The sequence below is a fragment of the Halobacillus sp. AWM4_238 genome (assembly GCF_056158265.1).
The window spans coordinates 3285437-3308604 of record NZ_JBSWSY010000002.1; the positions used below are offsets into that span (position 1 = coordinate 3285437).

22 protein-coding genes and 1 other annotated feature (1 of these 23 cut by a window edge) are annotated in these 23168 nt (G+C 44.9%); of the genes, 13 read left to right on the forward strand and 9 right to left on the reverse strand.

Annotation, left to right across the window (positions count from 1 at the left end; translation table 11 throughout):
- Positions 1-78, forward strand: a binding site (T-box leader) (it extends 150 nt beyond the left edge of the window).
- 108 nt (positions 79-186) lie between these two features.
- Together ileS and ACXACN_RS16400 are read left to right on the forward strand one after the other, a co-directional pair.
- Positions 187-3276: an isoleucine--tRNA ligase gene (gene ileS, locus ACXACN_RS16395; RefSeq protein ID WP_474965849.1), complete on the forward strand. Its 3090-nt coding sequence runs from the start codon at positions 187-189 to the stop codon at positions 3274-3276.
- Positions 3277-3400: 124 nt separating this feature from the next.
- A complete protein-coding gene (locus tag ACXACN_RS16400) occupies positions 3401-4015 on the forward strand; it encodes a PH domain-containing protein (RefSeq protein WP_474965850.1) in 615 nt (204 codons plus the stop codon).
- Positions 4016-4108: 93 nt separating this feature from the next.
- Here the strand turns inward: ACXACN_RS16400 and ACXACN_RS16405 are convergent, their stop codons facing one another.
- The 4 genes from ACXACN_RS16405 to nadB form a co-directional block, all read right to left on the reverse strand.
- Positions 4109-4291 (reverse strand): H-type small acid-soluble spore protein, encoded by a 183-nt coding sequence (locus ACXACN_RS16405; RefSeq protein ID WP_474965851.1) that lies wholly within the window; start codon positions 4289-4291, stop codon positions 4109-4111.
- 150 nt (positions 4292-4441) lie between these two features.
- Positions 4442-5542 carry a quinolinate synthase NadA gene (gene nadA / locus ACXACN_RS16410; protein WP_474965852.1) on the reverse strand — a complete coding sequence of 367 codons (1101 nt, stop codon included), beginning with the start codon at positions 5540-5542 and terminating at the stop codon, positions 4442-4444.
- Positions 5539-6390 carry a carboxylating nicotinate-nucleotide diphosphorylase gene (gene nadC / locus ACXACN_RS16415; protein ID WP_474965854.1) on the reverse strand — a complete coding sequence of 284 codons (852 nt, stop codon included), beginning with the start codon at positions 6388-6390 and terminating at the stop codon, positions 5539-5541. The genes nadA and nadC overlap by 4 nt, the downstream gene beginning before the upstream one ends.
- Complete coding sequence (gene nadB, locus ACXACN_RS16420) at positions 6371-7936, reverse strand: L-aspartate oxidase (RefSeq protein WP_474965855.1); 1566 nt, start codon at positions 7934-7936, stop codon at positions 6371-6373. Before nadB ends, nadC begins: the two co-directional genes overlap by 20 nt.
- A gap of 97 nt (positions 7937-8033) precedes the next feature.
- On the opposite strand from nadB, the gene ACXACN_RS16425 reads away from it, so the two are divergent.
- Together ACXACN_RS16425 and mscL are read left to right on the forward strand one after the other, a co-directional pair.
- Complete coding sequence (locus ACXACN_RS16425; protein ID WP_474965857.1) at positions 8034-9152, forward strand: IscS subfamily cysteine desulfurase; 1119 nt, start codon at positions 8034-8036, stop codon at positions 9150-9152.
- A gap of 211 nt (positions 9153-9363) precedes the next feature.
- A complete protein-coding gene (gene mscL / locus ACXACN_RS16430) occupies positions 9364-9855 on the forward strand; it encodes a large conductance mechanosensitive channel protein MscL (RefSeq protein ID WP_474965858.1) in 492 nt (163 codons plus the stop codon).
- A 46-nt stretch (positions 9856-9901) separates the two neighbouring features.
- Here mscL and ACXACN_RS16435 read toward each other — a convergent pair whose 3' ends face one another.
- Positions 9902-10048 (reverse strand): hypothetical protein, encoded by a 147-nt coding sequence (locus ACXACN_RS16435; RefSeq protein ID WP_474965860.1) that lies wholly within the window; start codon positions 10046-10048, stop codon positions 9902-9904.
- A gap of 410 nt (positions 10049-10458) precedes the next feature.
- Between ACXACN_RS16435 and ACXACN_RS16440 the strand changes: the two genes are divergently transcribed.
- Complete coding sequence (locus ACXACN_RS16440; RefSeq protein ID WP_474966896.1) at positions 10459-11649, forward strand: MFS transporter; 1191 nt, start codon at positions 10459-10461, stop codon at positions 11647-11649.
- A 36-nt stretch (positions 11650-11685) separates the two neighbouring features.
- Here the strand turns inward: ACXACN_RS16440 and ACXACN_RS16445 are convergent, their stop codons facing one another.
- Entirely contained in the window at positions 11686-12114 is a 429-nt protein-coding gene (locus ACXACN_RS16445) for a BrxA/BrxB family bacilliredoxin (protein WP_474965861.1), read from the reverse strand.
- A 12-nt stretch (positions 12115-12126) separates the two neighbouring features.
- A complete protein-coding gene (locus tag ACXACN_RS16450) occupies positions 12127-13269 on the reverse strand; it encodes a conserved virulence factor C family protein (RefSeq protein ID WP_474965862.1) in 1143 nt (380 codons plus the stop codon).
- Positions 13270-14171: 902 nt separating this feature from the next.
- On the opposite strand from ACXACN_RS16450, the gene ACXACN_RS16455 reads away from it, so the two are divergent.
- From ACXACN_RS16455 to ACXACN_RS16470, 4 genes are all read left to right on the forward strand, one after another.
- Positions 14172-15092 carry an ABC transporter ATP-binding protein gene (locus ACXACN_RS16455; RefSeq protein ID WP_474965863.1) on the forward strand — a complete coding sequence of 307 codons (921 nt, stop codon included), beginning with the start codon at positions 14172-14174 and terminating at the stop codon, positions 15090-15092.
- The gene (locus ACXACN_RS16460) at positions 15085-16041 is read left to right on the forward strand and encodes an ABC transporter permease (RefSeq protein WP_474965865.1); all 957 of its coding nucleotides are present in this window, start codon (positions 15085-15087) and stop codon (positions 16039-16041) included. The genes ACXACN_RS16455 and ACXACN_RS16460 overlap by 8 nt, the downstream gene beginning before the upstream one ends.
- Before the next feature lie 17 nt (positions 16042-16058).
- On the forward strand, positions 16059-16511 hold the full coding sequence (locus ACXACN_RS16465; RefSeq protein WP_474965866.1) for a DUF4064 domain-containing protein: 453 nt from the start codon (positions 16059-16061) through the stop codon (positions 16509-16511).
- Positions 16512-16717: 206 nt separating this feature from the next.
- Positions 16718-18184, forward strand: coding sequence for an HD-GYP domain-containing protein (locus ACXACN_RS16470; RefSeq protein ID WP_474965868.1), 1467 nt, complete (start codon positions 16718-16720; stop codon positions 18182-18184).
- A 55-nt stretch (positions 18185-18239) separates the two neighbouring features.
- On the opposite strand, the gene ACXACN_RS16475 is transcribed toward ACXACN_RS16470, so the two are convergent.
- Positions 18240-18413, reverse strand: a complete 174-nt coding sequence (locus ACXACN_RS16475; RefSeq protein ID WP_474965869.1) for a hypothetical protein — start codon at positions 18411-18413, stop codon at positions 18240-18242.
- Between the two features lie 112 nt (positions 18414-18525).
- Here ACXACN_RS16475 and ACXACN_RS16480 point away from each other — a divergent pair, with 112 nt between their 5' ends.
- Positions 18526-19434 (forward strand): formate/nitrite transporter family protein, encoded by a 909-nt coding sequence (locus ACXACN_RS16480; protein ID WP_474965871.1) that lies wholly within the window; start codon positions 18526-18528, stop codon positions 19432-19434.
- The gene (locus ACXACN_RS16485; protein ID WP_474965872.1) at positions 19431-20123 is read left to right on the forward strand and encodes a Type 1 glutamine amidotransferase-like domain-containing protein; all 693 of its coding nucleotides are present in this window, start codon (positions 19431-19433) and stop codon (positions 20121-20123) included. Before ACXACN_RS16480 ends, ACXACN_RS16485 begins: the two co-directional genes overlap by 4 nt.
- Before the next feature lie 108 nt (positions 20124-20231).
- Here ACXACN_RS16485 and ACXACN_RS16490 read toward each other — a convergent pair whose 3' ends face one another.
- The gene (locus tag ACXACN_RS16490) at positions 20232-20702 is read right to left on the reverse strand and encodes a DinB family protein (protein WP_474965874.1); all 471 of its coding nucleotides are present in this window, start codon (positions 20700-20702) and stop codon (positions 20232-20234) included.
- A 223-nt stretch (positions 20703-20925) separates the two neighbouring features.
- Here ACXACN_RS16490 and ACXACN_RS16495 point away from each other — a divergent pair, with 223 nt between their 5' ends.
- Together ACXACN_RS16495 and ACXACN_RS16500 are read left to right on the forward strand one after the other, a co-directional pair.
- Complete coding sequence (locus ACXACN_RS16495) at positions 20926-21693, forward strand: MerR family transcriptional regulator (RefSeq protein ID WP_474965875.1); 768 nt, start codon at positions 20926-20928, stop codon at positions 21691-21693.
- A gap of 407 nt (positions 21694-22100) precedes the next feature.
- Positions 22101-22868 carry a 3D domain-containing protein gene (locus ACXACN_RS16500; protein ID WP_474965877.1) on the forward strand — a complete coding sequence of 256 codons (768 nt, stop codon included), beginning with the start codon at positions 22101-22103 and terminating at the stop codon, positions 22866-22868.
- Positions 22869-23168: the final 300 nt, after the last annotated feature.

The window sequence follows — 23168 nt, forward strand, 5'->3', positions numbered from 1 at the left end:
ATCCGTTTAGTGAACCGAGAGCCGTGCACGGGGTGTGCGGAATATGGGTGGTACCGCGGAATCAAATCCGTCCCTGTTATTACAGCAGGGGCGGATTTTTATTTTTTCAAAAGACGCTGAACCTGCTGCGTTTGGAAGTTCGTAATGATTTTTCTATACAAAATTAAAGGGTAAGAGGTGGAAGAAATGCGCAGTGTCAATACGAAAGAAGCGGCATTAGACCGCGAGAATCGTGTCAAAGATTACTGGAATAAAGAAAATGTCTTCCGTCGCTCTATGAACGAGCGCGAAGGTGCAGAAACATTTGTTTTTTATGAAGGACCGCCGACAGCAAACGGTCTTCCTCACGCAGGTCACGTGCTTGGCCGCGTCATCAAGGATTTTGTCGGACGTTACAAAACGATGCAAGGCTATCAAGTTCTCCGTAAGGGCGGCTGGGATACACACGGATTGCCGGTTGAACTGGAAGTCGAAAAGCAGCTTGGCATCTCTGGTAAGCAGCAGATCGAAGAATACGGCGTAGAGAAGTTCATTGAGAAATGTAAGGAAAGTGTCTTCAACTATGAAAAAGAATGGCGTGAATTCACAGAATCCATCGGCTACTGGCTTGATATGGATGACCCTTATGTGACTCTTCAGGATCGTTATATCGAAAGTGTCTGGTATATCCTGAGTGATCTTCACAAGCGCAACCTGCTTTCCAAAGGTCACCGTGTGACGCCATACTGCCCGAGTTGTCAGACAACATTGAGTTCCCACGAAGTAGCGCAGGGTTATGAAGATGTCAAAGACCTTTCCGCAACGGCGAAGTTCAAAGTGAAGGGTTCTGAAAATGAATTCTTCCTAGGGTGGACGACGACGCCTTGGACATTGCCTGCCAACGTAACACTGGCTGTGCACTCGGACCTTGACTACATCAAGGCTAAGAAAGATGGCGAAGTGTACATCGTTGCTGAAGCTCTTGCTGAGAAGAACCTCGGAGAAGAGTACGAAGTCGTTTCCAAGCATAAAGGGAGCGAATTCAAAGATGTTGAATATGAGCCGCCATTCCCGTTCGTGAAGCCTGAGCGTGGTCACTTCGTAGTCGAAGCAGACTTCGTCAATGCTGAAAGCGGTACAGGTGTCGTTCACATCGCACCTGCCTATGGTGAAGATGACTACAACTTGGTGAAAGAAAACAACTTGTCCTTCTTCAACGTCGTTGATGGTCAGGGACGATATACAGAGGATATCCCTCCGTTTGAAGGACGTTTCGTTAAAGATTGTGACGTAGACATCGTGAAATACCTGGCGAATGAAGGCCTGCTTTTCCATAAAGAAAAATACGAGCACAGCTACCCGCATTGCTGGCGTTGTGATTCTCCATTGCTTTACTACGCAATCGAGAGCTGGTTCATCAAGACGACCGAACTGAAAGATCAGTTCATCAAAAACAACCAGGAAGTGACTTGGCACCCGAACCACATCAAAGACGGCCGTTTCGGTAATTTCCTTGAAAACATGGTCGACTGGAACATCGGTCGTAACCGTTTCTGGGGAACACCACTTCCAATCTGGATGTGTGATTCTTGTGACCATCAGTACGCACCGCACAGCAAAGCGGATCTACAAGAAAAAGCCATCGGCGATATCGGTGATGTCGAGCTTCACAAGCCTTATGTTGACCGTGTGCAGGTGACGTGTGAGAAGTGTAATGGCACGATGAACCGTGTACCCGAAGTCATCGACGTATGGTTCGACTCTGGTTCTATGCCATTTGCCCAGCAGCACTATCCGTTTGAAAACAAAGATCAGTTCGAGAAGCAGTTCCCTGCGGACGTCATCTGTGAAGGAATCGACCAGACACGTGGATGGTTCTACAGCCTGCTCGCTGTTTCTACATTGTTTACAGGAAAAGCACCATACAAGCGTGTCCTTTCTACCGGTCATATCCTTGATGAAGAAGGACGCAAAATGTCCAAGAGTAAAGGAAATGCCTTGAATCCGACAGATCTTGTAACGAAATTCGGTGCCGATGCCTTCCGTTGGGCTCTGCTTGCTGACAGTGCGCCATGGAACAACAAACGTTTCTCCGAACGTGTCGTGATCGAAGCGAAATCGAAAGTCATCGACACTCTTGTGAACACGCATGGTTTTTACACACTGTATGCCAATATCGATGGGTACACATTTGATAAAAATGAAGAAGGCGAAAAGACCTTGCTTGATCGATGGGTTCTTTCCCGCCTGAACAGTGTGACAGGTGTTGTCGAAGAAGCATTAAACGACTACGACTTCACAAAAGCCGCGAAAGCTCTAGAGAAGTATGTCGATGAAGTGAGTAACTGGTACATCCGCCGTTCTCGTGATCGTTTCTGGGAAGCAGGCATGACAGAGTCCAAGAAAGCCGCTTACCATACACTTCACGAAGTGTTGGCACAACTGAGTCAACTGATGGCACCTTACACGCCATTCCTTGCTGATGACATCTATCAAAACTTGACGGGGGAAAGTGTGCACCTGGCGTACTTCCCGAAAGTGGACGATACAGTTGTAAATACACAACTTGAAAAAGATATGGATGCCGTCCTTCAAGTAGTTGAGCTTGCTCGAGGTGTCCGTAATACAGAGTCCGTAAAAACGAAGCAGCCACTATCTGAGCTGGTCGTCATCCCGGTCAACCCGGATCAAGGGAAAGCACTCGAAGAATACAGCAGCATTATCCGTGATGAGATCAACGTCAAAGAAGTAGTCGTAAAGCAATCTTCTGATGACCTTGTCCGTTATGAAGTGAAGCTGAATTTCCGTGCCGCAGGACCTGTCCTAGGGAAGAACGTCGGCGTTGTGAAGGGGTATCTCGAGAAACTATCCGATGAAGAAGCAGCGAAAATCGTCCAGGACGAAAAAGTAATTGTACCGACGGGAGACGGAGAAGTCGAAGTGACGATGGATCTGTTGAACGTGGAACGCGTTGCGGATGCTGGACTTTCCATGGGATCCAACCAGGACTTCCACGTCGTTCTTGATACAACAATTACAGAAGAGCTACGCCTTGAAGGCCTTGCGCGTGAAGTCATCCGTGTCATACAGGATGAGCGGAAGCAGCAGGACCTACCAATCGATCTTCGTGTCGATATCGCTCTGGATGGGGATGCAGACGTAAAAGAAGCAATCCAACAAAATGAGCAGCTGATCCGTGATAATGTTCTTGTGAACGATTTGACGGTCGGTGAAAAAGAATTCATGAAAGAATACACAGTCGGTGATCACCAGCTGAAACTAGCGCTTCAAAAGTAATGAACAAAGGTCTGGGCATAAAATGCTCAGGCCTTTTTCGTTTTTAAAGAAATTATGTAGAAGGAGGATTTGAAGTTGTTGTATCGAAAATAACTAACGAGTACGATCAATGGGAGGTATAAACATGTTCAAGAAAATGGCGAGTGATGCACTAGGATTGAGTGACATCGGAAAAATTATCAGAAAAGAAGATTTTGATAAAGCCCAGTCCGATGATTTTGTACTGACGGAGGATGGAGAGAACATTCATTTTCTAATCAAATCAAAAAGTGATGAATACTGCTTTACGAATCGGGCGCTCATCCATCTCGATGGTGAAAAAGCGACAAGCAGTAAACGGAACATTCACCGCTATGACTATTATCAGCACCCCATCCGGAATGTCTCGGTGGAAACGGCGGGAACGATTGATTTGGATTTGGAAATCAAGTTTAATATCGGTGATCAGTATTTGAGCATTGATATCGCTAAGGATGAAGGAGAAGCCATTGCGGACTTGTACAAGTCCCTCGTTGCGATTTCTCACATTCAGGAGGAAAATCAGCGTCAGTCAGCTTTCGCAAAGGACAGCATCGGAATGGCTCAGGATCTCATCCATGACAACCGGTTCCATGAAAATGATATTTCGAAAGAATTCAGTGAAGCGGCTGCCTTTGCCTATGAGTGGTTTACCCAAAAATACAAAGAGAACACCAGAAAAGATTTTGATGATGTGTTTAAAAAGTATATTCAGAATTAAAAGAAACCCGGATCATGGTCGTGACATGATCCGGGTTTTGCTTCACATACATTCAGAAGAAATGCCGCCTCAGTTTTGAGTGCGGCTTATGGCTTATTGCTGCTCCTTCAATTCATATAAAGGAACTTTTTGAACGATGTTCGGCTGATCCGTCGGATGAATACGCGCCATTTCGTTACGTTCAATTACCTCTTCAATGTAAATTTCGCGGTCTTCGTGCATGACCGGAATCATGTCTTCAGATTTGAAGATTTCTTTTGCACGTTCTTTGTTCATCTCAGCACCCCCTCCTTTTAAACGTAATATTCTCAAGAAAGGGCTGCGGTATTCTCCATATCAAACGTTAAGTCACTTTCCCTAAGGGTTCGGGTACTTTTCCTCCGTGTTACGTCGCTATCCCTGTCCATTAGGTCACTTTCCTCCTATTTATGCACGAGCCAGCATCCGGTCCAATGCTTTTCGTGCATCAGAAGCAACGGAATCCTCGACCCGTATCAAGTTCTGTGGCTGGCCTTCCACTAACGACTCCAGCGACCAGGCGAGGTGGGGGAGGTCGATCCGGTTCATTGTCAGACATGGACACATTCTCGGGTTCAAGGAGATGATCTGCTGCTCCGGATGTTCCTGGATGATTCGGTTGACGAGGTTCATCTCCGTCCCAATCGCCCACTCACTGCCGGGTGGTGCATTTTCGATCGCCTGGATGATGGCGTTGGTCGATCCTGAAAAGTCAGAAAGCTCCACGACTTCACGGCTGCACTCCGGATGGACGATGATTTTCATGTTCGGGTAATCCGCTCGCACTTGTTCCACGTTTGCGACCCTAAAGTTCTCATGAACAGAGCAGTGCCCTTTCCACAAAATCACTTTGACGGCTTCTAATGGTCCATCATAGAGGAGTTCTTCTCTGATCGGATCCCAGACAGCCATTTGACCGAGTGGGATGCCGAGGTCGTAGGCGGTATTTCGTCCCAAATGCTGATCCGGCAGGAAGAGGATTCGTTCTTTCTGAGAAAACGCCCATTTCAACATATCTGCAGCATTCGAAGAAGTGACGGTGGCACCCCCGTGTCGACCGACAAAAGATTTAATGGCTGCTGTTGAATTCACATAGGTGAGGGGCAGGATGGTGTCATCAAACATTTCCATTAGACGGTCCCATGACTTCTCCGTTTGTTGGATGTTCGCCATATCTGCCATGGAACACCCTGCGCGCATATCTGGAAGGTATACATGCTGGTCTGCCCGGGTCAAAATGTCTGCTGTCTCTGCCATGAAATGAACGCCGCAAAAAACGATGGCTTCGGCTTCATTTTGTGAAGCGGATAGTTGGGCGAGTTTTAAAGAATCTCCGCGTACATCGGCAAATTGGATGACTTCATCTTTTTGGTAATGGTGACCAGGTAAGAATAGTTTCTCTCCCATTGCTCTCTTTACTTGGAGAACTCTCTGCTCAAGTTCCGCTGTTTCCATCGTTTTATACCGATCTGGCAGGGTGTTTTTTTCAATCGTTTCAAAAAGGTTCATCGTACTTCCTCCTTTGTTGTGGCTACACGGGCGCTGATATCAAGAGCTTTGGCGGAATGGGTCAATAATCCGAGTGAAAGGTAGTCAATGTCGAGTCCGCGGTAATAAGGTAAGGTTTCGAGAGTGATTCCTCCGGATGCCTCTGTCGTAATCGAAGAGGGCACCAATGTAGCGAGATGTTTGATTTCTGCTGGCGTCCGGTTATCAAACATAATGATGTCGGCACCAGCTTCTACAGCCTCCAGAACCTGGTCTTCCGTTTCGGTTTCCACTTCAATTTTGACGGTATGACCAACCGCCTCTTTCGCTTTGGCGAGTGCTTCACGAACCGAACCGAAGAATGCAATATGGTTATCCTTCAGCATGACGGCATCATAAAGTCCGTAACGATGATTGTAGCCGCCGCCCGTTCTTACCGCATACTTTTCAAAAGAGCGTAATCCCGGGGTAGTTTTCCGTGTGTCACATATCCGTATGTTTTCATCATTCAACGCTTCGACGGCTTCCTTTGTCAATGTGGCAATACCGCTCATCCGTTGTATGAGGTTGAGGATGACGCGTTCCCCTTTTAATAGTTCACTCACAGGGCCATCGATCGTGGCGATCGTTTCTCCTGTACGCATCCAATCTCCGTCATCAATAAAGAGATCGACTTTTATGCTGGAATCCAGCAGTTGATAACCATCCGTGATGATGTCGGCGCCGCAAAAAATTCCTTCTGCTTTAGATGTGAAGGTGAGTCTGCCTTGGTGATTTTTCGGAAATAAAAAGTCGGTGCTATAATCATGTTCGCCGATGTCCTCCGTGAAAAAGGCCTCTAACTGTTGTCTACGTCTCCAATGGTTCATGAGCTTCCCTCATTTCTAATGTTCTTTGTCTGATGATTTGTTTGTTTTGCCAATCCCATTGTTCTTCAGGAAAGTCGCTGCGATAGTGGCCGCCGCGGCTCTCTTCGCGCTCCAAGGCCGATTTTGTAATGAACCAGCTCGTTTGCAGCATGAATAGTCTCGTCATTTGTTCGAATGTGAGCATACTTAAGTCATAGTCGGCCCATTCAGGCGGATACACGAAAGATTCCAACCACTGCAGGTGACTGCTTAACTTCAGGCCATTTCTCACGATCCCGACGTATTCCATCATCCGCTCCTGGATCTCTGTTTCAGAAGGAAGGGGAAGATCAGGGGGATTTCTTTTCTCGATTCCCTCCTTTGGATAAAAGGAAGGTCCCGCACAATCTTGCAAATGTTTGGCCAGTCTCTTTCCATAAACAAGCCCTTCAAGGAGGGAGTTGCTTGCGAGACGATTGGCTCCGTGCACACCCGTACAAGCGATTTCTCCAATCGCATACAAACCATTGATCGTTGACCTGCCGACGATATCCGTCTTTACTCCACCCATAGAAAAATGGCAGCCCGGCGCTACAGGAATCCGCCCCTTTTTCATATCCACACCGAACTTCAGACAGAGGCTTGTGATGTGAGGAAACCTTTGCTGAAATTCATCAACCTCTCGAATGTCCAGGTAGATGCTCTTTCCGTTTTTCCTTTTTTGATAAATCGTTTGAGAGACGATGTGCCTGGGGGCAAGATCTCTAAGAGGGTGGACGTTTTCCATGATCGGTGTTCCGTATTCATCAACAAGTACCGCTCCTTCTCCTCTTACAGCTTCGGAAATCAACCCGACTGGTTTTTCTTGTATGTACAAAAGAGTGGGATGGAACTGGATGAATTCCATATCTGAGAGTTCTGCGCCTGCTTGATACGCGAGTGCCATGCCATCACCAGTGACGGTTGAATCGTTGGATGTAGAGGCATACAATTGTCCGCATCCGCCTGTTGCAAGGACGGTATGGGGGGCGCGAAATTCGTGAATTCCATCAGTATCTTTGCTTTTTACGCCGTAACAGCGTCCGTTCTTATCAGTTATCAATTCAAAGACAGAATGGTTTTCAAACACTTCGACATGACTGGGGAGGGAAGATTGCAAATAGTCCATAATCACTTTTCCTGTCTGATCTCCACCGCCGTGTATGATGCGGTTTTGAGTGTGTGCGCCTTCTTTTCCGAGAGCGAGGACGCCCTTTTCTTCATAATCAAAAGCACAACCCTCTGTTTCAAGTTCTTTGATGATTTGAGGGGCTTCTTGAGTCATCATGAGTGTGGCTTGATGGTTATTCAACGATCGTCCGGCGGTGACCGAATCGATGAAGTGATAAAAGGGGTGATCCTTGTCGCCAATGGCTGCAGCGATTCCACCTTGAGCTAAACGAGAATTCCCATGACCGAGTGAGGACTTTGTGAGAAGAATCACATTTTTATCCGCAGCAAGATGTCGGGCGAGTTGTAAGGCCGCTACGCCACTGCCGATGATGATGATATCTGCGGTCCGCATCATGAATTTAACCTCCATAACTATACATGTGTATTTACACCTATATTCACACACTGTTAAACTATTGACAAGAGATTTAGTTGAAAAAGGAGAGAGAAATGTGGAGGGTTACTTTGATTATGCGGCTACATGCCCGGTGGATGAAGGTGCGCTAGAGGCATACGTTCAAGCTTCAAGCAACTATTTTGCGAATACGAAAAGTTTACATGACCCCGGAACAAAAGCTGATGCGTTATTGGAGCATTGCCGGAAGACTTTAGCTGAACTCCTTGGTATCGATCAAAATGGGGTCTACTTTACAAGTGGCGGTTCGGAAAGTAACGAACTTGCAATCGATGCTCTTTTAAAAGCCGGAAAAGGGAAGCACATCATCACAACGGAAGCTGAGCACTCTTCTGTACGAAACCTTATTCATAAATACGAAAAAGAAGGATATTCAGTGACAAGGGTGCCTTTGAATGAGGAAGGAATCGTTTCTACGGCAGCCATTGCGAGAGCTATTCAAGGGGATACCGTTCTTCTCGCCATTCAGCATGTGAACTCAGATATCGGAACGATCCAGCCGATTCGGCAACTCTCTGATCTTTGCCAGGCGTACAACATTCTTTTTCACAGTGATTGTGTTCAATCGTTCGGAAAAGTACCAATGGAAGAAGTAGCTCCTTATGTGGACAGTCTGTCAATCAGTGCACATAAAGTATACGGGCCGAAGGGAGTCGGAGCGGTTTACATACGGCCGTCGCTTTCTTTTTCTCCTAAACTACCCGGAGGCACGCATGAAGGAGGAATCAGATCGGGGACCGTCAACATCCCGGGCATTGCGGCATTTACGGTTGCCGCTGAAAAAATGGTCAAAGAAACAAGGTCGATCCAGGCAAAGGTATTGGACTTGAAACGAACATTTCTGGAAGCTGGGGAGTGGAAACTGGTCGGAGAAACGTCACTTAGTGCTGTACCGATCATTGGAATGCTTTTACCTGAAATGGAAGGACAATGGGCAATGCTTGAGGGGAACCGGCAAGGTTTTCATTTTTCCGTCGGTAGTGCGTGCCGCGCAGGAAGCCAGGAGCCACCGGGTACATTGCTCGCCATGGGGGTTGATCCTGAAGAAGCCAAGTCTTTCATCCGTCTCTCTTTCAGTCATCATCAGACGAGACAAGAGGTGGAGAAACTTGCCCTGTTTTTAAGTGAGTTACGTAAGCCAACCGTGAAGAGGTAAATCGAATTTGGAATTCCTGTACCTGGCACCGCTCTGCTCTATTGGCGTACCAGGTACAGAACGATTCCTATACGTACCGGGTACCATCAGGAAGAAACGCATATCTGGTACCAAAGTCAGTGAGGAAGGTGGCCAGGTCTATAAATTCTTCCTCCCGCATCATAGTTTGTCCTTTTGTTTCATAGGATGATGGGTGAGAGGAGGGCCTGAATTGGGATTGTTTCATGAATTCAAACAGTTCACCGTCCGTGGAAGTGCAGTCGATATGGGAGTGGGGATGGTCCTGGGTGCTGCTTTCAGTGGGTTCATTGATTCACTTGTGACCGATATTCTACTTCCGCCCGTCGGTGTTTTGTACACAAGGATGAATTTCGAGAATATGTTCCTCAGTCTCGATGGTTCGGTCTATCCTTCGCTTTCAGCTGCTAAAGAAGCGGGAGCGGCTACCATCAATTATGGTCTTTTCGTTACAGCTTCCGTCCGTTTTATGATTATCTTATTTGCTGTTTTTCTAGTCGTTCGCCAAATCAATCGATGGAAAAAGCCTCATCAGCACCCTTTACATGGAATGACAAAAAAGGAATGCCCTTACTGCTGCATGCCGATTCCGACACAGGCCATCATCTGCCCGAATTGTTCATCTTCCCTTGAAATCAACCCTTCTCCTCGCAAACAAGTGAAGACGAAGTGGCGAATCAAATAAAAAAGGCGAATCCTTAAAGGGATCCGCCTTTTGATCTTTAATTGTATTATTCTTCGCTGTCTTCGCTCTCGGTGTCACTTTGTTCCTGCTCTTCCGTTTGTTCTTCGTCCATCTCTCCGTCTTCTTCTCCACCACAAGCAGCAAGGGTTAAAACAGATACTAAACCTAATGCCAACATCCATTTCTTCAACATGTAAATATCCCCTTTCCAAAGTGAGTTACGTATAAAAGATACCCGTCCTTTGTTAAGGGAAAGTGAAGAGAGTGTAATTATATGGTAATGAAATCAGTTGTTGTTCTACGTCAATACTAGCGTCGTCATTTTATAAAGGATAAATAGACCGTATTCATTTTTACTCTCATCATAAGCGATCGATCCTATTTGTTTAGCCACGGTTAAGGGTTCTACGAAAAATATGAATGGGAACAGGCGGGACAAGCTTTTGGTTTATCCAGTGAGCCTATAAAAGTGAACATAAAAGCGACGTAAAGATATCCAGATTTTTCTCATCGTTAATCCATTAGAATAGGGCATCCTACGTTTATGAAAACGTGGGAGGAATTGCATTGGAAAACAAAGTAAGCCGTTGGTGCCTAGTCAGTATGGCTTCGATCCCCCTTGTAATGACGCTCGGAAATTCAATGCTTATTCCAGTATTGCCGATTTTCGAGAAAAAAGTGGGCATCACATCTTTTCAATCCAGCACAATCATTACCAGTTATTCAGTAGCGGCCATTATCCTTATTCCTGTTGCCGGTTACTTATCCGACCGTTTCGGAAGGAAATTAATCATCCTTCCGAGTTTAGTCCTGGCTTTCATTGGAGGGATTATCGCCGGTTTTTCGTCTTGGAAATTAGATGAGCCCTTTCTATGGATTACGATCGGTCGAATTCTACAAGGAATCGGTGCAGCTGGGGCGACTCCGATCATCCTGCCTCTTGTCGGAGATTTATATAAAGACAATGATGAAAAAGCGAGCTCTTGCCTAGGTATCATTGAAACATCAAATACATTTGGAAAAGTACTCAGTCCCATACTTGGGTCTCTCTTTGCTGTGTTTTTATGGTTTTTACCGTTCTTTTCTATTTCCTTTTTCAGTTTAATATCCATCGTTCTCGTTTTCTTTTTTATCAAGGTTCCTAAAGAGAAAAAGGAAAAGCCTCAACCGTTCAAGCAGTTCCTAAAGAAAACGAAGGAAATCTTTAAACAGGAAGGGAAATGGCTGTATCCTGTATTTCTAATAGGGGCTTACGCCATGCTCATTTTGTTTGCTGTGTTGTTCTTCATGTCGGATATTCTTGAAAAGACCCACAACATCGAAGGGGTGAAAAAGGGCTTTGTTCTCGCGATTCCACTATTCACATTATGTGTGTCGGCCTTTGTGACCGGAAAGAAAATCAAAGGCGACACAACGGTCATGAAATGGGTGCTTGTCATTGCTCTCATGATGGTATCGGCAAGCGTCATTTTTGTCGGATACGTAAACGAGAAGTTGTTCCTGCTTTTAGTCGTGACAAGTATATTAGGGACAGCGATTGGCGGGATGCTTCCAACCCTGGATGCTCTTATTACAGAAGGAATTGAAAAAGAAGAGCGTGGCACCATTACCTCGTTTTACAGCTCATCAAGATTCATAGGCGTAGCTGCAGGTCCGCCACTTATGTCGCTACTGATGAAGGAGTATTTAAATATTAGCTATATCGCCAGTGGTGCCTTAGGTGGGCTTCTTTTATTGATTGTTCTCATTTTGATTAAGCCGGAAAAAAGCGGTGACCAGCCAAAAACCGCATGAAAAAGCGCCTTCCGTTGTGACGGAAGGCGCTTTTTGTTAACAGTATTGGTTATAAGCGTTCGTGAGATTGGCTACAATTTCTTCTACTTCATAATCCTCGATTTCTTCACGAGGGATAAAGTGGAGAACCTGTCCATCTTTCAGAAGAGCCATAGATGGGGAAGAAGGCTCGTATCCTTCCAAATAGTCACGCATGCGAGAGGTGGCTTCACGATCCTGGCCAGCGAAGACTGTTACAATGTTATCCGGACGCTTTTCATTGTTGAGGGATTCGCGTGCGGATGGGCGCGCCAACCCTGCTGCACAACCACAAACAGAGTTGATTACCACAAGAGACGTTCCTTTCGTTTCGTTGATGAACGTGTCCACTTCTTCAGGGGTTGTCAGTTCAGTAAAGCCGGCGTTCGTCAATTCATCACGCATCGGCTGGGAAATTTCTTTCATATAAGCTTCATACGGGTTCATATTTGTAACCTCCTATTGTTGTTTTTTCTTTGTCGCCTGAGTCATTTGATGCCATACAGATCCTTTCGCTTCCTTGCCGCCTTCAATTCTTTCAATCGCCATATTGATCTGTAGACGGACTTCAAACTCAGGGTCATCAGCTGCTTCCTTCAGGGCAGGAAGAGCCGTTTCATCGCCAAGCTCATACAGGTACATCGCTGCACGCCAACGGACGAGTTTGTTGGAATCAGAAAGTGAATCCATCATTTTCGGCATCGCTTCTACGAAACCGAGGTCCGATATGCAATCACCAGCTGTGCGTCGGACAGTGACCGATTTGTCATGGAGAGCCTTGTAGAGATAAGGCAGTGTTTCCATTTCTTCGATCATTCCAAGGTAAGCTGTTGCCAGACGTCGGATCGAAGCCTTTTCATCATCCAGGGCTTTATCAAGCAGGCGATAATCTTCTGCTGTCGGATCCAATCGGTCTAAAGCCGCATAACGAACTTTCCAATCGTCATGATCCAGCGTTTCCAGGCTGATTTTCGTCTTTTCTTTCTTCGGTTCAACATCAACCGACTCTTGATCAAACGCTTGTTTAACAAGCGTTTCCAGTCGTTCTTCGTCATAACTTGCAGAAAGTTCCTCTTTTACCTGTTCACCAACTTCAGTTACATCACCATAGCGCGGGTTCTGTTCCACCCATTTACGCTCCATGATCATATTCGGAGAAGCTGGTGCTGCTTTCATAGCTGCTTCCATGAAACGTTCAGGAAGACCTACACGCGTTTCTTCTTCGCCTTCTTCAAGCTTTACCTGCATCGGAAGACCGCGGAACATTTGGACGAACACACGAACTTCTCCGAAATGCTCATCTGGTTCTTCCTGTTTTTGTGAAGGGGTTTCTTCATCTGTTTCCGATCCGAATACTTTCCTTACTTCAGGAAGAATCGCTTCCCATGAAACACGTGCATTCCTTTCTAAAGCGATGAAATCAGTGACATGATAGAGGCCTTTGACACCTTCAACTTCGAAGAGATGCTGGACAAAGTCTGGAGCACCTTGGAGATCGTCATCTTTTTTATAATTATGAGTCTCGCCGTCCGGCAAAGTCTCGTTCAAGTTGATCTTCATTGAATTTGGACTAGGTGTCGGTTCAATGGATACGATTTTCATTGAGTATAACCCCCTATACGGTTTGGTGATCTTTCCATCCGGTTCCGAGGGATCTGCCCTCATTCCATGCTCCTATTTTATCAAAGATTCCCCAGCTCATCCACGCATCAGGTCCAACCCTCATCCCATGTTCCAATAAAGCTCCCGATTGTGGAAGACTCAGTTTCGAGACTTTTGTTGAGTGGATGGGGGCTGCGGGGAATGACTCGCTTTCCGCGGGAGCGCGGTGAGCCTCCTCGGACTGCGTCCTGTGGGGTCTCACCCTGCACTTTTTTCCCGCAGGAGTCTCGCCATTCCCCTCCGCCCCTTTGCCATATAAGTATCTCGAAACCACTTCCAGAATTAGCAGCTTTCCAGCATAATGAAAGTTCGTTAATCCAACTAAATACAAGCAGTCATTTGTACTATAAGGCCTGCTATGAAAAGACTTTTTAACTGAAAAGCAGTGTTAATGGAAGACGCTCCATTCGTGTAAGTGGGTTCGTTAATCTCTCTCAAATGGGGTGGTTGGGAAGCTGCGAGACTCCCGTGGGAGAAAGGAGATCGGCGAGATCCCTTAGTGCGGCAGACCGCCCGAGGAAGCTCGCCACTCCTCCACAGGAAAGTGTTCAAATGCGGAATCGCCCTGGTAGACACGACTGGCATAAGCAGAACAGCAAAGGAATGTGCCCTCCATTCCTTTGCTGTTCTGCTTATGACGCGAGTGTCTGGGCGATGGAGCTAGACGAGTTGCTTCCCAACCACCCCTTACTCTCAATTCAGCAACGAACCCCGAAAAGCCTCGAAACTGAGTCTTACAGAAGCCTGCCATATACCTGAACATTGTATGAAATTTCTAAAACATGAAACCTGATTCATTTTGTGTCGTACAATAGGTGTGTTGAATAAAAGGAGGGGGAAGAATGGCGGAGCCTGTGATGCAGTTGAAGAATGTCACAAAGACAATTGGAAATAAAACGATTATTAAGGGTCTGAATTTTAATATCTATGGCGGGGAAGTGTTTGGCTTTCTTGGTCCTAATGGAGCCGGGAAGACTACGACCATACGAATGATGGTCGGGTTGATGAAGATGACGGATGGGGATGTGATTATCCAGGGAGAGAGTGTGCAGAACAATTTCAAAGGTGCGATTCGTCATGTGGGTGGGATCGTAGAGAACCCTGAAATGTATCCTTTCATGAGCGGTTGGAAAAACCTTGTTCACTATGCGAGGATGATGCCTGGGGTTACAGAAGAGCGGATTAAAGAAGTCGTCAAGCTTGTTGGACTTGAAAAACGGATGAAAGAAAAGGTAGGCAAATATTCACTTGGAATGCGTCAGCGCCTCGGTATCGCTCAAGCACTCTTACATAACCCATCCGTCCTCATCCTGGATGAACCAACAAATGGGTTGGATCCATCCGGGATCAGGGAGATTCGTGCGTATATCCGGAGATTGGCTGAAGAAGAAGGGGTAGCGGTTATTGTATCCAGTCATATTCTTTCAGAAATGGAGATGATGTGTGACCGGATTGGCATCATCAAAAATGGAGAATTGATTTCGATTCAAACGGTTCAAGATGCGCTTCAGCAAACAGATGAAAAAGAAGTATCCATCGAAGCGACACCTCTCGACCAAACAATGGTCGCTCTCAAAGAAATGACCGGCAAGGATGTGAATCAAAACGAGAATCTCCTGACCTTTACAGTGGAGAAGGAGCAGATTCCATCTGTCGTCGCAGACCTCGTGCAAAAAGGAATCCAAATCTATAGTGTGAACGTCAACCGATCGACATTGGAAGACAAATTCTTAGACTTGATTGGAGAGGGAGCCATTGAGTAATTTTATTCAACTGATTAAAAATGAACAAATGAAGCTCTATAATCAAAAAGCGACCTGGATCATGGCTATTTTGTTAGTTGTTTTAATTGTTGGGATAGGGACGCTGTTTAAAATTGATGATGCCATTACCGGTGGGGAATCACCAACTGGTGATCAATGGAAACAGGAACTTCAACAGCAGAACGAACAATTAATGTCAGCGGGGGAGCAACCTCCTGAGATTAAGTATCCGGGCTATACGAATGTGGAGATGAATCAATACCGGATTAGAAATGATCTGAAGCCGACAGCCTATAATGCATGGGATTTCATTCGTGACAACCGGGGGTTGGTGGCGTTGGTGAGTCTATTTACCATCATCGTAGCCGCTGGGATCACGGCCAATGAATTCCGCTGGGGGACAATCAAGCTCCTATTAATTCGTCCGATTTCAAGAACGAAGATTTTATTAGCTAAATACGTATCGGTGGTTATATATGCGTTGATGATGCTTTTCCTCTTATACATTTTGTCCTTTTTGGTGGGATCTCTATTGTTTGGCATGGGCAGCTTTTCACAGACGTATGTATATACTCAAGCGGGTGAGATCAAAGATGCCGGCATTTTTTCATTTACTGTTTCACAATACTTATGGAGTTTTGTAGAATTGATTATGATGGCTACGTTCGCCTTTATGATTGCCTCTGTATTTAGAAATACTTCCCTTGCCATCGGCTTAGCGATTTTCCTGATGATGGCTGGAAGCTCGATTGTCCTGTTCTTCATGGAAAAAGAGTGGGCGAAATATATCCTGTTTGCGAACACAGACTTGAGTCAATATATGTCAGGGACCCCGCTCGTGTCTGGAACTTCTCTTGGGTTTTCCGTCACAGTTTTAGCGGTATATTATATAGTATTCATGGCATTATCATGGGGATTCTTTACGAAGCGTGACGTAGCAGGAGCATAATAAAGGAGGAGAAAGAATTGAAACGTACGGTAGAAATCGTAATTACGATCATTGGGATCGTCCTATTTGGACTTCCTGTACTGTTGAGTGGTCTATTGTTAAACTCTGCAGACAACCCGCAAATACAACAAGAGATTGAAAACTTCATGAACTCCCCGGAAGTTCAAATGGAAGGGGAGATGAGTGCCGCAGATATGACACAGATGTTTGAGATGATGGGGTCCTTCGCGATGTTTGTCTTAATCGCGTCCTTGATTGCTATGGGCTTAGGTATTCTCTCAGCTGTATTTCTTAAAGGGAATAAGAAACCTAAAGCAGCGGGAATTATTTTAATCATTTCCGCCATTATCTTTACGTTTGCTACGGTATTCATGGGACTGTTCGGCGGTGTGGCATACTTGATTGCCGGAATTGTTGCGCTTGTTCGTAAACCGAAAAAAACGGCAACCGATGAAGCAATCAGTTATTAGGTCGAAAGAGGCGTGGCTTTTCTGCCACGCTTTTTTTTGCCTCCATTCGTACATTCAATGCGTTCATTAAATGAATGTTTAGTAGGGTACACACGGGTGCTGGAACGAAGTTTTCATTAAAAGGGACACGCTTTTGTAGGAATTCGACGAAATTTGTTGAATAACAAAAAGAAAGAAGAAATGAATGATTTGAAGGAGTTTACCGGATGGAGCCATTCACTTTTTTTCAAAGACGTATGTTGATGAATTACATATGGGGTTCAGCTGTCGCTGTTGGTGGTGTGGGAAGTTTGTTTATTTTTCACACCCTTCAGCTTAATTCTCAGGAAATCATATACTTACTTTTAATTATGTTGGGGTCCATTGGGGTCATGTTGACGGGTGAGATTATCATGTACAAGCGCCATGTCCGTCCTATTCAACAACTGTTTCGTGGGCACTCCAACTCTCGAAGGGCAGTCAAAGATGCCTTGCTGAGAGCCCATAAATTCCCACAGCTAACGGTAAGGCGAATTCTTGGACCGCATTTATTCGGACTTTCCATTCCTGCATCTCTCCTCGCATGGGTGTCGATTGAACGCGGACTTGTAGACCTTCCGCTTTATTACATAGGCTTTGCATGGATGGGCGCTGTCTTAATCGCCGTTATGCATGCGTTGATTGAATTCTTTTTGACAGACCGGGCCGTTCAATTGCTGCTGCCCTCGATTTATGAGAAAGGCGGCTTTATGGATTACAAGAGAGAAACTTCCATTAGTATTAAGACGAAGTTATTCTTGAGTTCGATGTTTACAGCGGTTTTCCCGGTTGTTCTATTCTTGTTGGCCTCTCAAGTCCGCTTGTCTGAAGGAGAAGGGATCAATGGATATTGGAACTGGGCGTCGATCATTGCTCTTGTTGTTATGGGGATCGGAGCGCTCGCTGCTCTTTTGCTTTATAGGAGCATTCAGAAACCGATGGAGCATTTGAGCGAACGTTTCCTTGATGTGCGTCAGGGAGAAATGAAGTCGATGGAAAACTTGTACGTCGATGAATTTGCAGAATTGGTCACAGGGTTCAATCATATGGTCACAGGTATTAAAGACAGAGACGAAGAGAATGAGCGCCTGCTTGAAAGTTTTTTTACCGTTTTTGCTGCGACCCTGGATGCACGGGACCCTTATACCGCTGGACATTCTAAACGGGTAGCTGAATACTCGGATCTCATTGCGCGCAAGGCGGGTTTTGATGAGAAACAATTGGACCTATTAAAAAAATCCGCTTTGCTTCATGACATTGGCAAGATTGGAATTCGTGATGATGTATTGTTAAAGGAAGGACGTTTGAGCGAGGAAGAATTCGCGAAGATCAAGGAACACCCAGTGATTGGATCTAACATTCTTCTGCAAGTTCAATTGCCTGAATCCCTTTCCCCTGTTTTGACAGGAGTGCGTCATCACCATGAGCGGTTCGACGGAAAAGGATATCCTGATGGACTGGCAGGAGACGATATTCCTTTATTCGGACGACTGATGGCAGTGGCAGACGCGTTTGATGCGATGACATCTGACCGTCCTTACCGACAGGGAATGCCGGTTACAAAAGCATTAGCTATTATTGAAGAAGGAAAAGGGACGCAATGGGATCCGTATTTTGCAGATTTGTTTTTAGATGAAATGAGGCGGGACTTATAATGAAAAAGCGCTTGGCTGAGCCTGAGCGCTTTTTTATCATTCAAAGAACGTGGGGTTAATCCAAGTACCTGTTCATTGCATCCACATCTGCACTCTGACGGTCATAAACCCTTCCTTCCTGCGGGCGGAAACCACTCCCGCCACAAACCTTGCAAGTATAGCGCCATTCTTCGTCATCCATCAGCAGACCTTCTCCATCGCAAGCGAGGCAGTATTCATCCCTGGGCATCTTCATACCTCTTTTCCTTGTTTTTCTTACCATTTCTCAAACGCCTCATGTTATACAGGTAAGATTACATTATTTAAGAATCGGGAATGTGAAAATCATTGGAGGGATGACCGTGGCAAATGAGGAAAATGAACAGAATACGCATGTAAATGAAAGCAATGATTCCAACCAGAAAATAGATCGGCCTGGGCGTCAATTTTACCTCCCATCGCAGATTGTAGATGAATTTGGTGAAAAGGGAAGAGATCACTTAAACAAACCCTTCCGTGCTCAATTTTTACTGGCTCTGAAGGCAGGTGCTTTCATGACTTTCGGAGCTGTATTTTCAGTTCTTCTCGCGGTCGGAGTTGAGACAAAGGGAATCTATCACCTTTTATCAGGTCTTGGATTCGCTGCGGGATACTCGATGGTGTTCATATCAGGGGCCGTCCTCTTTACAGAAATCAATGTTCTTTTACCATCCTATTTGTTTAACAAATCAGGCTTAATGAAAAGGAACATTTATAAATTTTGGATGTCTTCCTATATTGGGAACATCATTGGAGCATTCCTTGTAGCTGTACTCATTCAATGGTCGGGATCATTCGCCAATACCTTTTACCCTGAACTTGAAATGTACTTAGGTCACAAAATGAAATTTATGGACCATGGAATAAAAGGGTGGTTTCAAGTCCTTGTTTCCGGTGTGCTCGCAAACTGGCTCATCGGAATGGCAGCCTTCTTGACCACTTCCGCCAGGGATTTAACAGGTAAAATCCTTGGAACTACCCTGCCAGTCGTTCTTTTTGTAGCAGGTAACTTCCAGCACAGTGCTGCGAATATGGGGTATTTCAGCATGGGAATATTAGCTTCTGATAAATACACGTGGTATGAATATATCTTTTTCAATCTTGTACCTGCAAGTATCGGAAATCTAATCGGTGGAGCCATTCTGGTATCCTTGCTATTCTCCTATGCTTACAAAGAAGACATCCAGACTTCCCTGGGAAGTAAGAAAAATAAGAAGGGGGAAAAACAATGAAACAAATCATAGCCATGGGTGGGGGAGGCTTCTCCATGGAGCCCGAAAACCCGCTTTTGGATGATTACGTGTTGAAACAAGTGGAAAAAGAAAGACCTAAAATCTGCTTTGTCCCTACGGCCAGTGGAGATTCCGATAGTTATATTGAACGCTTTTATGAGGCATTCAAAGAAAAAGCAGAAGCGACCCATTTGTCCTTGTTTAAGCCACCTACAAGGGATATAAGGAATTTCCTGCTCCATCAGGACATCATTTACGTAGGTGGAGGATCGACCAAAAACCTGCTCGTCCTTTGGCGGGAATGGGGTCTGGATGAGATCATGAAAGAAGCATGGGAACAAGGAATCGTTCTGGCCGGCATTAGTGCCGGGGCCATTTGCTGGTTTGATGAAGGGGTGACGGATTCCTACGGCGACCAGCTAGAACCATTGGAATGCCTTGGTTTTCTCCCTGGAAGTTGCTGTCCTCATTATGATGGGGAGGAACAACGGAAGCCCAAGTACACTTCTTTTATAAAAGATGGAACAATTCGTCCAGGGTACGCGCTCGATGACGGAGCGGCCGTTCATTTCGTGAATACGGAACCTGTGAAAAGTGTAAGCTCACGCAAAGAGGCGAAGGGCTACTATGTAAGAGTGGAAGACGGAGAAGTTGAAGAAAATGTACAAACGATGGATTACTTAGGATAAAGAAACCCTCTCGTGCAGAAAATTCAGCACGAGAGGGTTTCTTTTGTAGGAAAAAGGTGGGCCGGATCATCCGAGATAGGGATGGATCGGCACGGTAGTTTTCAAGAGCTACTCAAACAATAGGATCTCAGGATCTTTCTTATAGGTGTGTACTAACATGGCGTGCAATTGACCACGGTGGTGGTACATGTGGGCGACCGTTTGGATGAGCCATTCAAAGCGGGTATTGGTCACTCCCCACCAAGACGTCGTCATTGTGTAAAGATGCTCTTCGGTGTAGTTTTCAAATTGTGCTTTTAATTGGGCGAAGTTCTCAAATAAGCGTTCTAAAATTTCTTCTTTTGTTTTCATGGATACCGTTTCATAGAAGTGCTCCATCTCTTCTTTTGAAGCCCCTTCTGTGATGTGCCCATCCGCCGCAGGAATCGCTGCAATATGTTCGAGCAATTCCCCGATGGAGTACTTTCCCTCCGTCGGTCTTAGTGTTAAATCTTCTTCTGATAACTGACCGACCATTTCGGAAATGGATGCAATAACGATTTCTAATTGATGAAAAGCGCTCTGACAGTACATATTCATAGGAACACAACCTTATTAAAATTGTTATTCCTCCTTTTATTCTCCGACGTTCGACTAAATCCCTTTTCAAAGCGAAAAACTACAGGAAACGACGAAAATCGCCCTAAGTTTATGTTTCTTCCCTCCGTAAAAAGTCCTACATCCATCCTCCGTAAATATTTCGAACAGCGAGTTGACTCTAACGTTACGTCATAGCTTATTGTTAAAGATGAGGTGATCACCTATGTACAAAGTGAAAGAAATGGCGGAAATGACGGGTGTCAGTGTGCGCACACTTCACCACTATGATCATATCGATTTGTTGTCACCAAGTTATACGAACGAAAAAGGCTATCGTTTGTATAGTGAAGAGGAGGTGGCCCGCCTTCAGCAAATTCTATTCTTTAAAGAAATGGATTTTTCGTTGCAAAAGATTAAGGATATTCTGGATGGTCCGGATTTTAATGAAGCAGAAGCCTTGAAGCATCACAGAAAAATTTTGAAGGAAAAGAAAAAACGTTTGGAACGGATCATTGAGTCGGTAGATCACACACTCCAAACGATGGAAGGAGAAGGAAGGATGAAGAATGAAGACCGTTTCCGTCCGTTTGATAACAGTGAAATAGAAGCTCACCAGAAGAAGTATGAAAAAGAAGTGGAGGAGCGTTGGGGAAGTACGGACGCCTATAAACAATCCAAAAAGAAAACATCAACATATACAGAAGCGGATTGGAGCAAGATTCAAACAGAAGGAGAAGAAATAGATCGGGAGCTTGTGAAATTAATGGATCGTGCCCCTTCTGATTTAGACGTGCAGCAGCTGATTGATAAAAAACGCCAGCATATCACGGATCATTTTTACGAGTGCAACCTTGAGATTTTCAGAGGGTTGGCAGATATGTACGTCAACGATCCTCGCTTCACGAAAAACATTGACAAATGGAGAGAAGGCTATGCCGAATTTCTAAGAAAAGCCATGCACACCTACTGCGACCAACAAGAAAAACAATAGAACCCCTATGTAGAATGAATGAATGATGTGACCACGTCATACATTTAATCCCAATAAAAAACCGTTCCTCACAGGCACAAAACCTGTGAGGAACGGTTTTTTGATGGGTTTACTCATGCTTTCTTCCTTTATCTACCGTACCAGGTCTTGCAAATATTCCCATTAATTGACGCACAATATTTGGTGTTCCTTAAATATAATCACCTTTTCACTACATTTTGTAGGTACATTTATCCACTACGACCGAATTATTACAATGGAGTAATGATGATGTAATGATTGAAAAGTTATTGTTGTGTTCCTGTTATTGGCATATGAGCTGAGCGTGTTAAAGTAGAAATTGTGATTTTGAGACAGCGCTTAGCCGAGGGCTGAGCGAAAGCTGTTTTCCAAGGAGGAAATTAAACATGATGAAAAAAACAATTGTTTCTTTGGCGGCGGTCGCATCGGTTTCGGCAGTAACAGCAACAGCAGTAAGTGCAGATGAGATTAAAGTAGAAAAAGGAGATACTCTTTGGAGCATTGCTCAGAACAATGGAGTGTCTGTGAATGATATAAAAGATGAGAACGGTTTGAACTCTAATTTGATCTTCCCTAATCAAGTACTTTCTATTAATGAGGGAGAGAACGCAGAAGCTAAAACTTCCAGCAATGTTCACACGGTTCAATCCGGTGACACGCTATACAGCATTGGACAAGCAAACAAAGTAAGTGTGCAAGAGTTGAAAGCTTGGAACAATCTTAACTCCAGCCTAATCTTTCCTGGAGAGAGATTAACCCTTGATGGAGCAGAAGTTGTTGAGCAGTCAACATCTGAAAAGAGCTCAAGCAACGAAGAAGCAGAAGCTGAGCAAACATCCAGCCAACCAGCTGAAGATGGTGTAGTCAAAACATTAAATATGGAAGCGACAGCTTATACAGCTTTCTGTGAAGGTTGCTCCGGAACAACTTATACTGGTATTGATTTGAGAGCAAATCCAGATCAAAAAGTTATTGCCGTAGACCCGAACGTGATCCCGCTCGGTTCTGAAGTTTATGTAGAAGGCTATGGTAAAGCGATCGCCGGCGATATCGGTGGTGCTATTCAAGGTAACCGCATTGATGTATTCATGGCAGATCGTTCCGATGCTCTAGACTTCGGACGTAAAAATGTACAAGTAAAAGTATACGAATAATATAGATGGAGACGATCCCGGTGCGGGTCGTCTCTTTTTGTTTTTCCGCTCAAAAGCACGATAAAACTTATCTTGGAAAAGAACATTGGAATCACTCATAAAATTATAAAAAACGACATTTTTCAACATAAATACGTTTTAAAATCAACCCGTGTGGATATTGATTAGAGATGATGATTCCTTAAATAGACTCTATAAATAGAAAAAAACGTATAAATTGTATTTTTTTCTTGCGTATACGAAGTTTTACTAATATTATCAAGGGGAATCGTTTTATATACTAACAAAGAAGGGAGGACA

What these genes read in the sequence shown, in the direction of transcription:
- ileS (WP_474965849.1), top strand. Translation starts at nt 187, where the DNA reads ATGCGCAGTGTCAATACGAAAGAAGCGGCATTAGACCGCGAGAATCGT.
- ACXACN_RS16400 (WP_474965850.1), top strand. Translation starts at nt 3,401, where the DNA reads ATGTTCAAGAAAATGGCGAGTGATGCACTAGGATTGAGTGACATCGGA.
- ACXACN_RS16405 (WP_474965851.1), bottom strand. Translation starts at nt 4,291, where the DNA reads ATGAACAAAGAACGTGCAAAAGAAATCTTCAAATCTGAAGACATGATT.
- nadA (WP_474965852.1), bottom strand. Translation starts at nt 5,542, where the DNA reads ATGAACCTTTTTGAAACGATTGAAAAAAACACCCTGCCAGATCGGTAT.
- nadC (WP_474965854.1), bottom strand. Translation starts at nt 6,390, where the DNA reads ATGAACCATTGGAGACGTAGACAACAGTTAGAGGCCTTTTTCACGGAG.
- nadB (WP_474965855.1), bottom strand. Translation starts at nt 7,936, where the DNA reads ATGATGCGGACCGCAGATATCATCATCATCGGCAGTGGCGTAGCGGCC.
- ACXACN_RS16435 (WP_474965860.1), bottom strand. Translation starts at nt 10,048, where the DNA reads ATGTTGAAGAAATGGATGTTGGCATTAGGTTTAGTATCTGTTTTAACC.
- ACXACN_RS16440 (WP_474966896.1), top strand. Translation starts at nt 10,459, where the DNA reads ATGGCTTCGATCCCCCTTGTAATGACGCTCGGAAATTCAATGCTTATT.
- ACXACN_RS16445 (WP_474965861.1), bottom strand. Translation starts at nt 12,114, where the DNA reads ATGAACCCGTATGAAGCTTATATGAAAGAAATTTCCCAGCCGATGCGT.
- ACXACN_RS16450 (WP_474965862.1), bottom strand. Translation starts at nt 13,269, where the DNA reads ATGAAAATCGTATCCATTGAACCGACACCTAGTCCAAATTCAATGAAG.
- ACXACN_RS16455 (WP_474965863.1), top strand. Translation starts at nt 14,172, where the DNA reads ATGGCGGAGCCTGTGATGCAGTTGAAGAATGTCACAAAGACAATTGGA.
- ACXACN_RS16470 (WP_474965868.1), top strand. Translation starts at nt 16,718, where the DNA reads ATGGAGCCATTCACTTTTTTTCAAAGACGTATGTTGATGAATTACATA.
- ACXACN_RS16475 (WP_474965869.1), bottom strand. Translation starts at nt 18,413, where the DNA reads ATGCCCAGGGATGAATACTGCCTCGCTTGCGATGGAGAAGGTCTGCTG.
- ACXACN_RS16485 (WP_474965872.1), top strand. Translation starts at nt 19,431, where the DNA reads ATGAAACAAATCATAGCCATGGGTGGGGGAGGCTTCTCCATGGAGCCC.
- ACXACN_RS16490 (WP_474965874.1), bottom strand. Translation starts at nt 20,702, where the DNA reads ATGAATATGTACTGTCAGAGCGCTTTTCATCAATTAGAAATCGTTATT.
- ACXACN_RS16495 (WP_474965875.1), top strand. Translation starts at nt 20,926, where the DNA reads ATGTACAAAGTGAAAGAAATGGCGGAAATGACGGGTGTCAGTGTGCGC.
- ACXACN_RS16500 (WP_474965877.1), top strand. Translation starts at nt 22,101, where the DNA reads ATGATGAAAAAAACAATTGTTTCTTTGGCGGCGGTCGCATCGGTTTCG.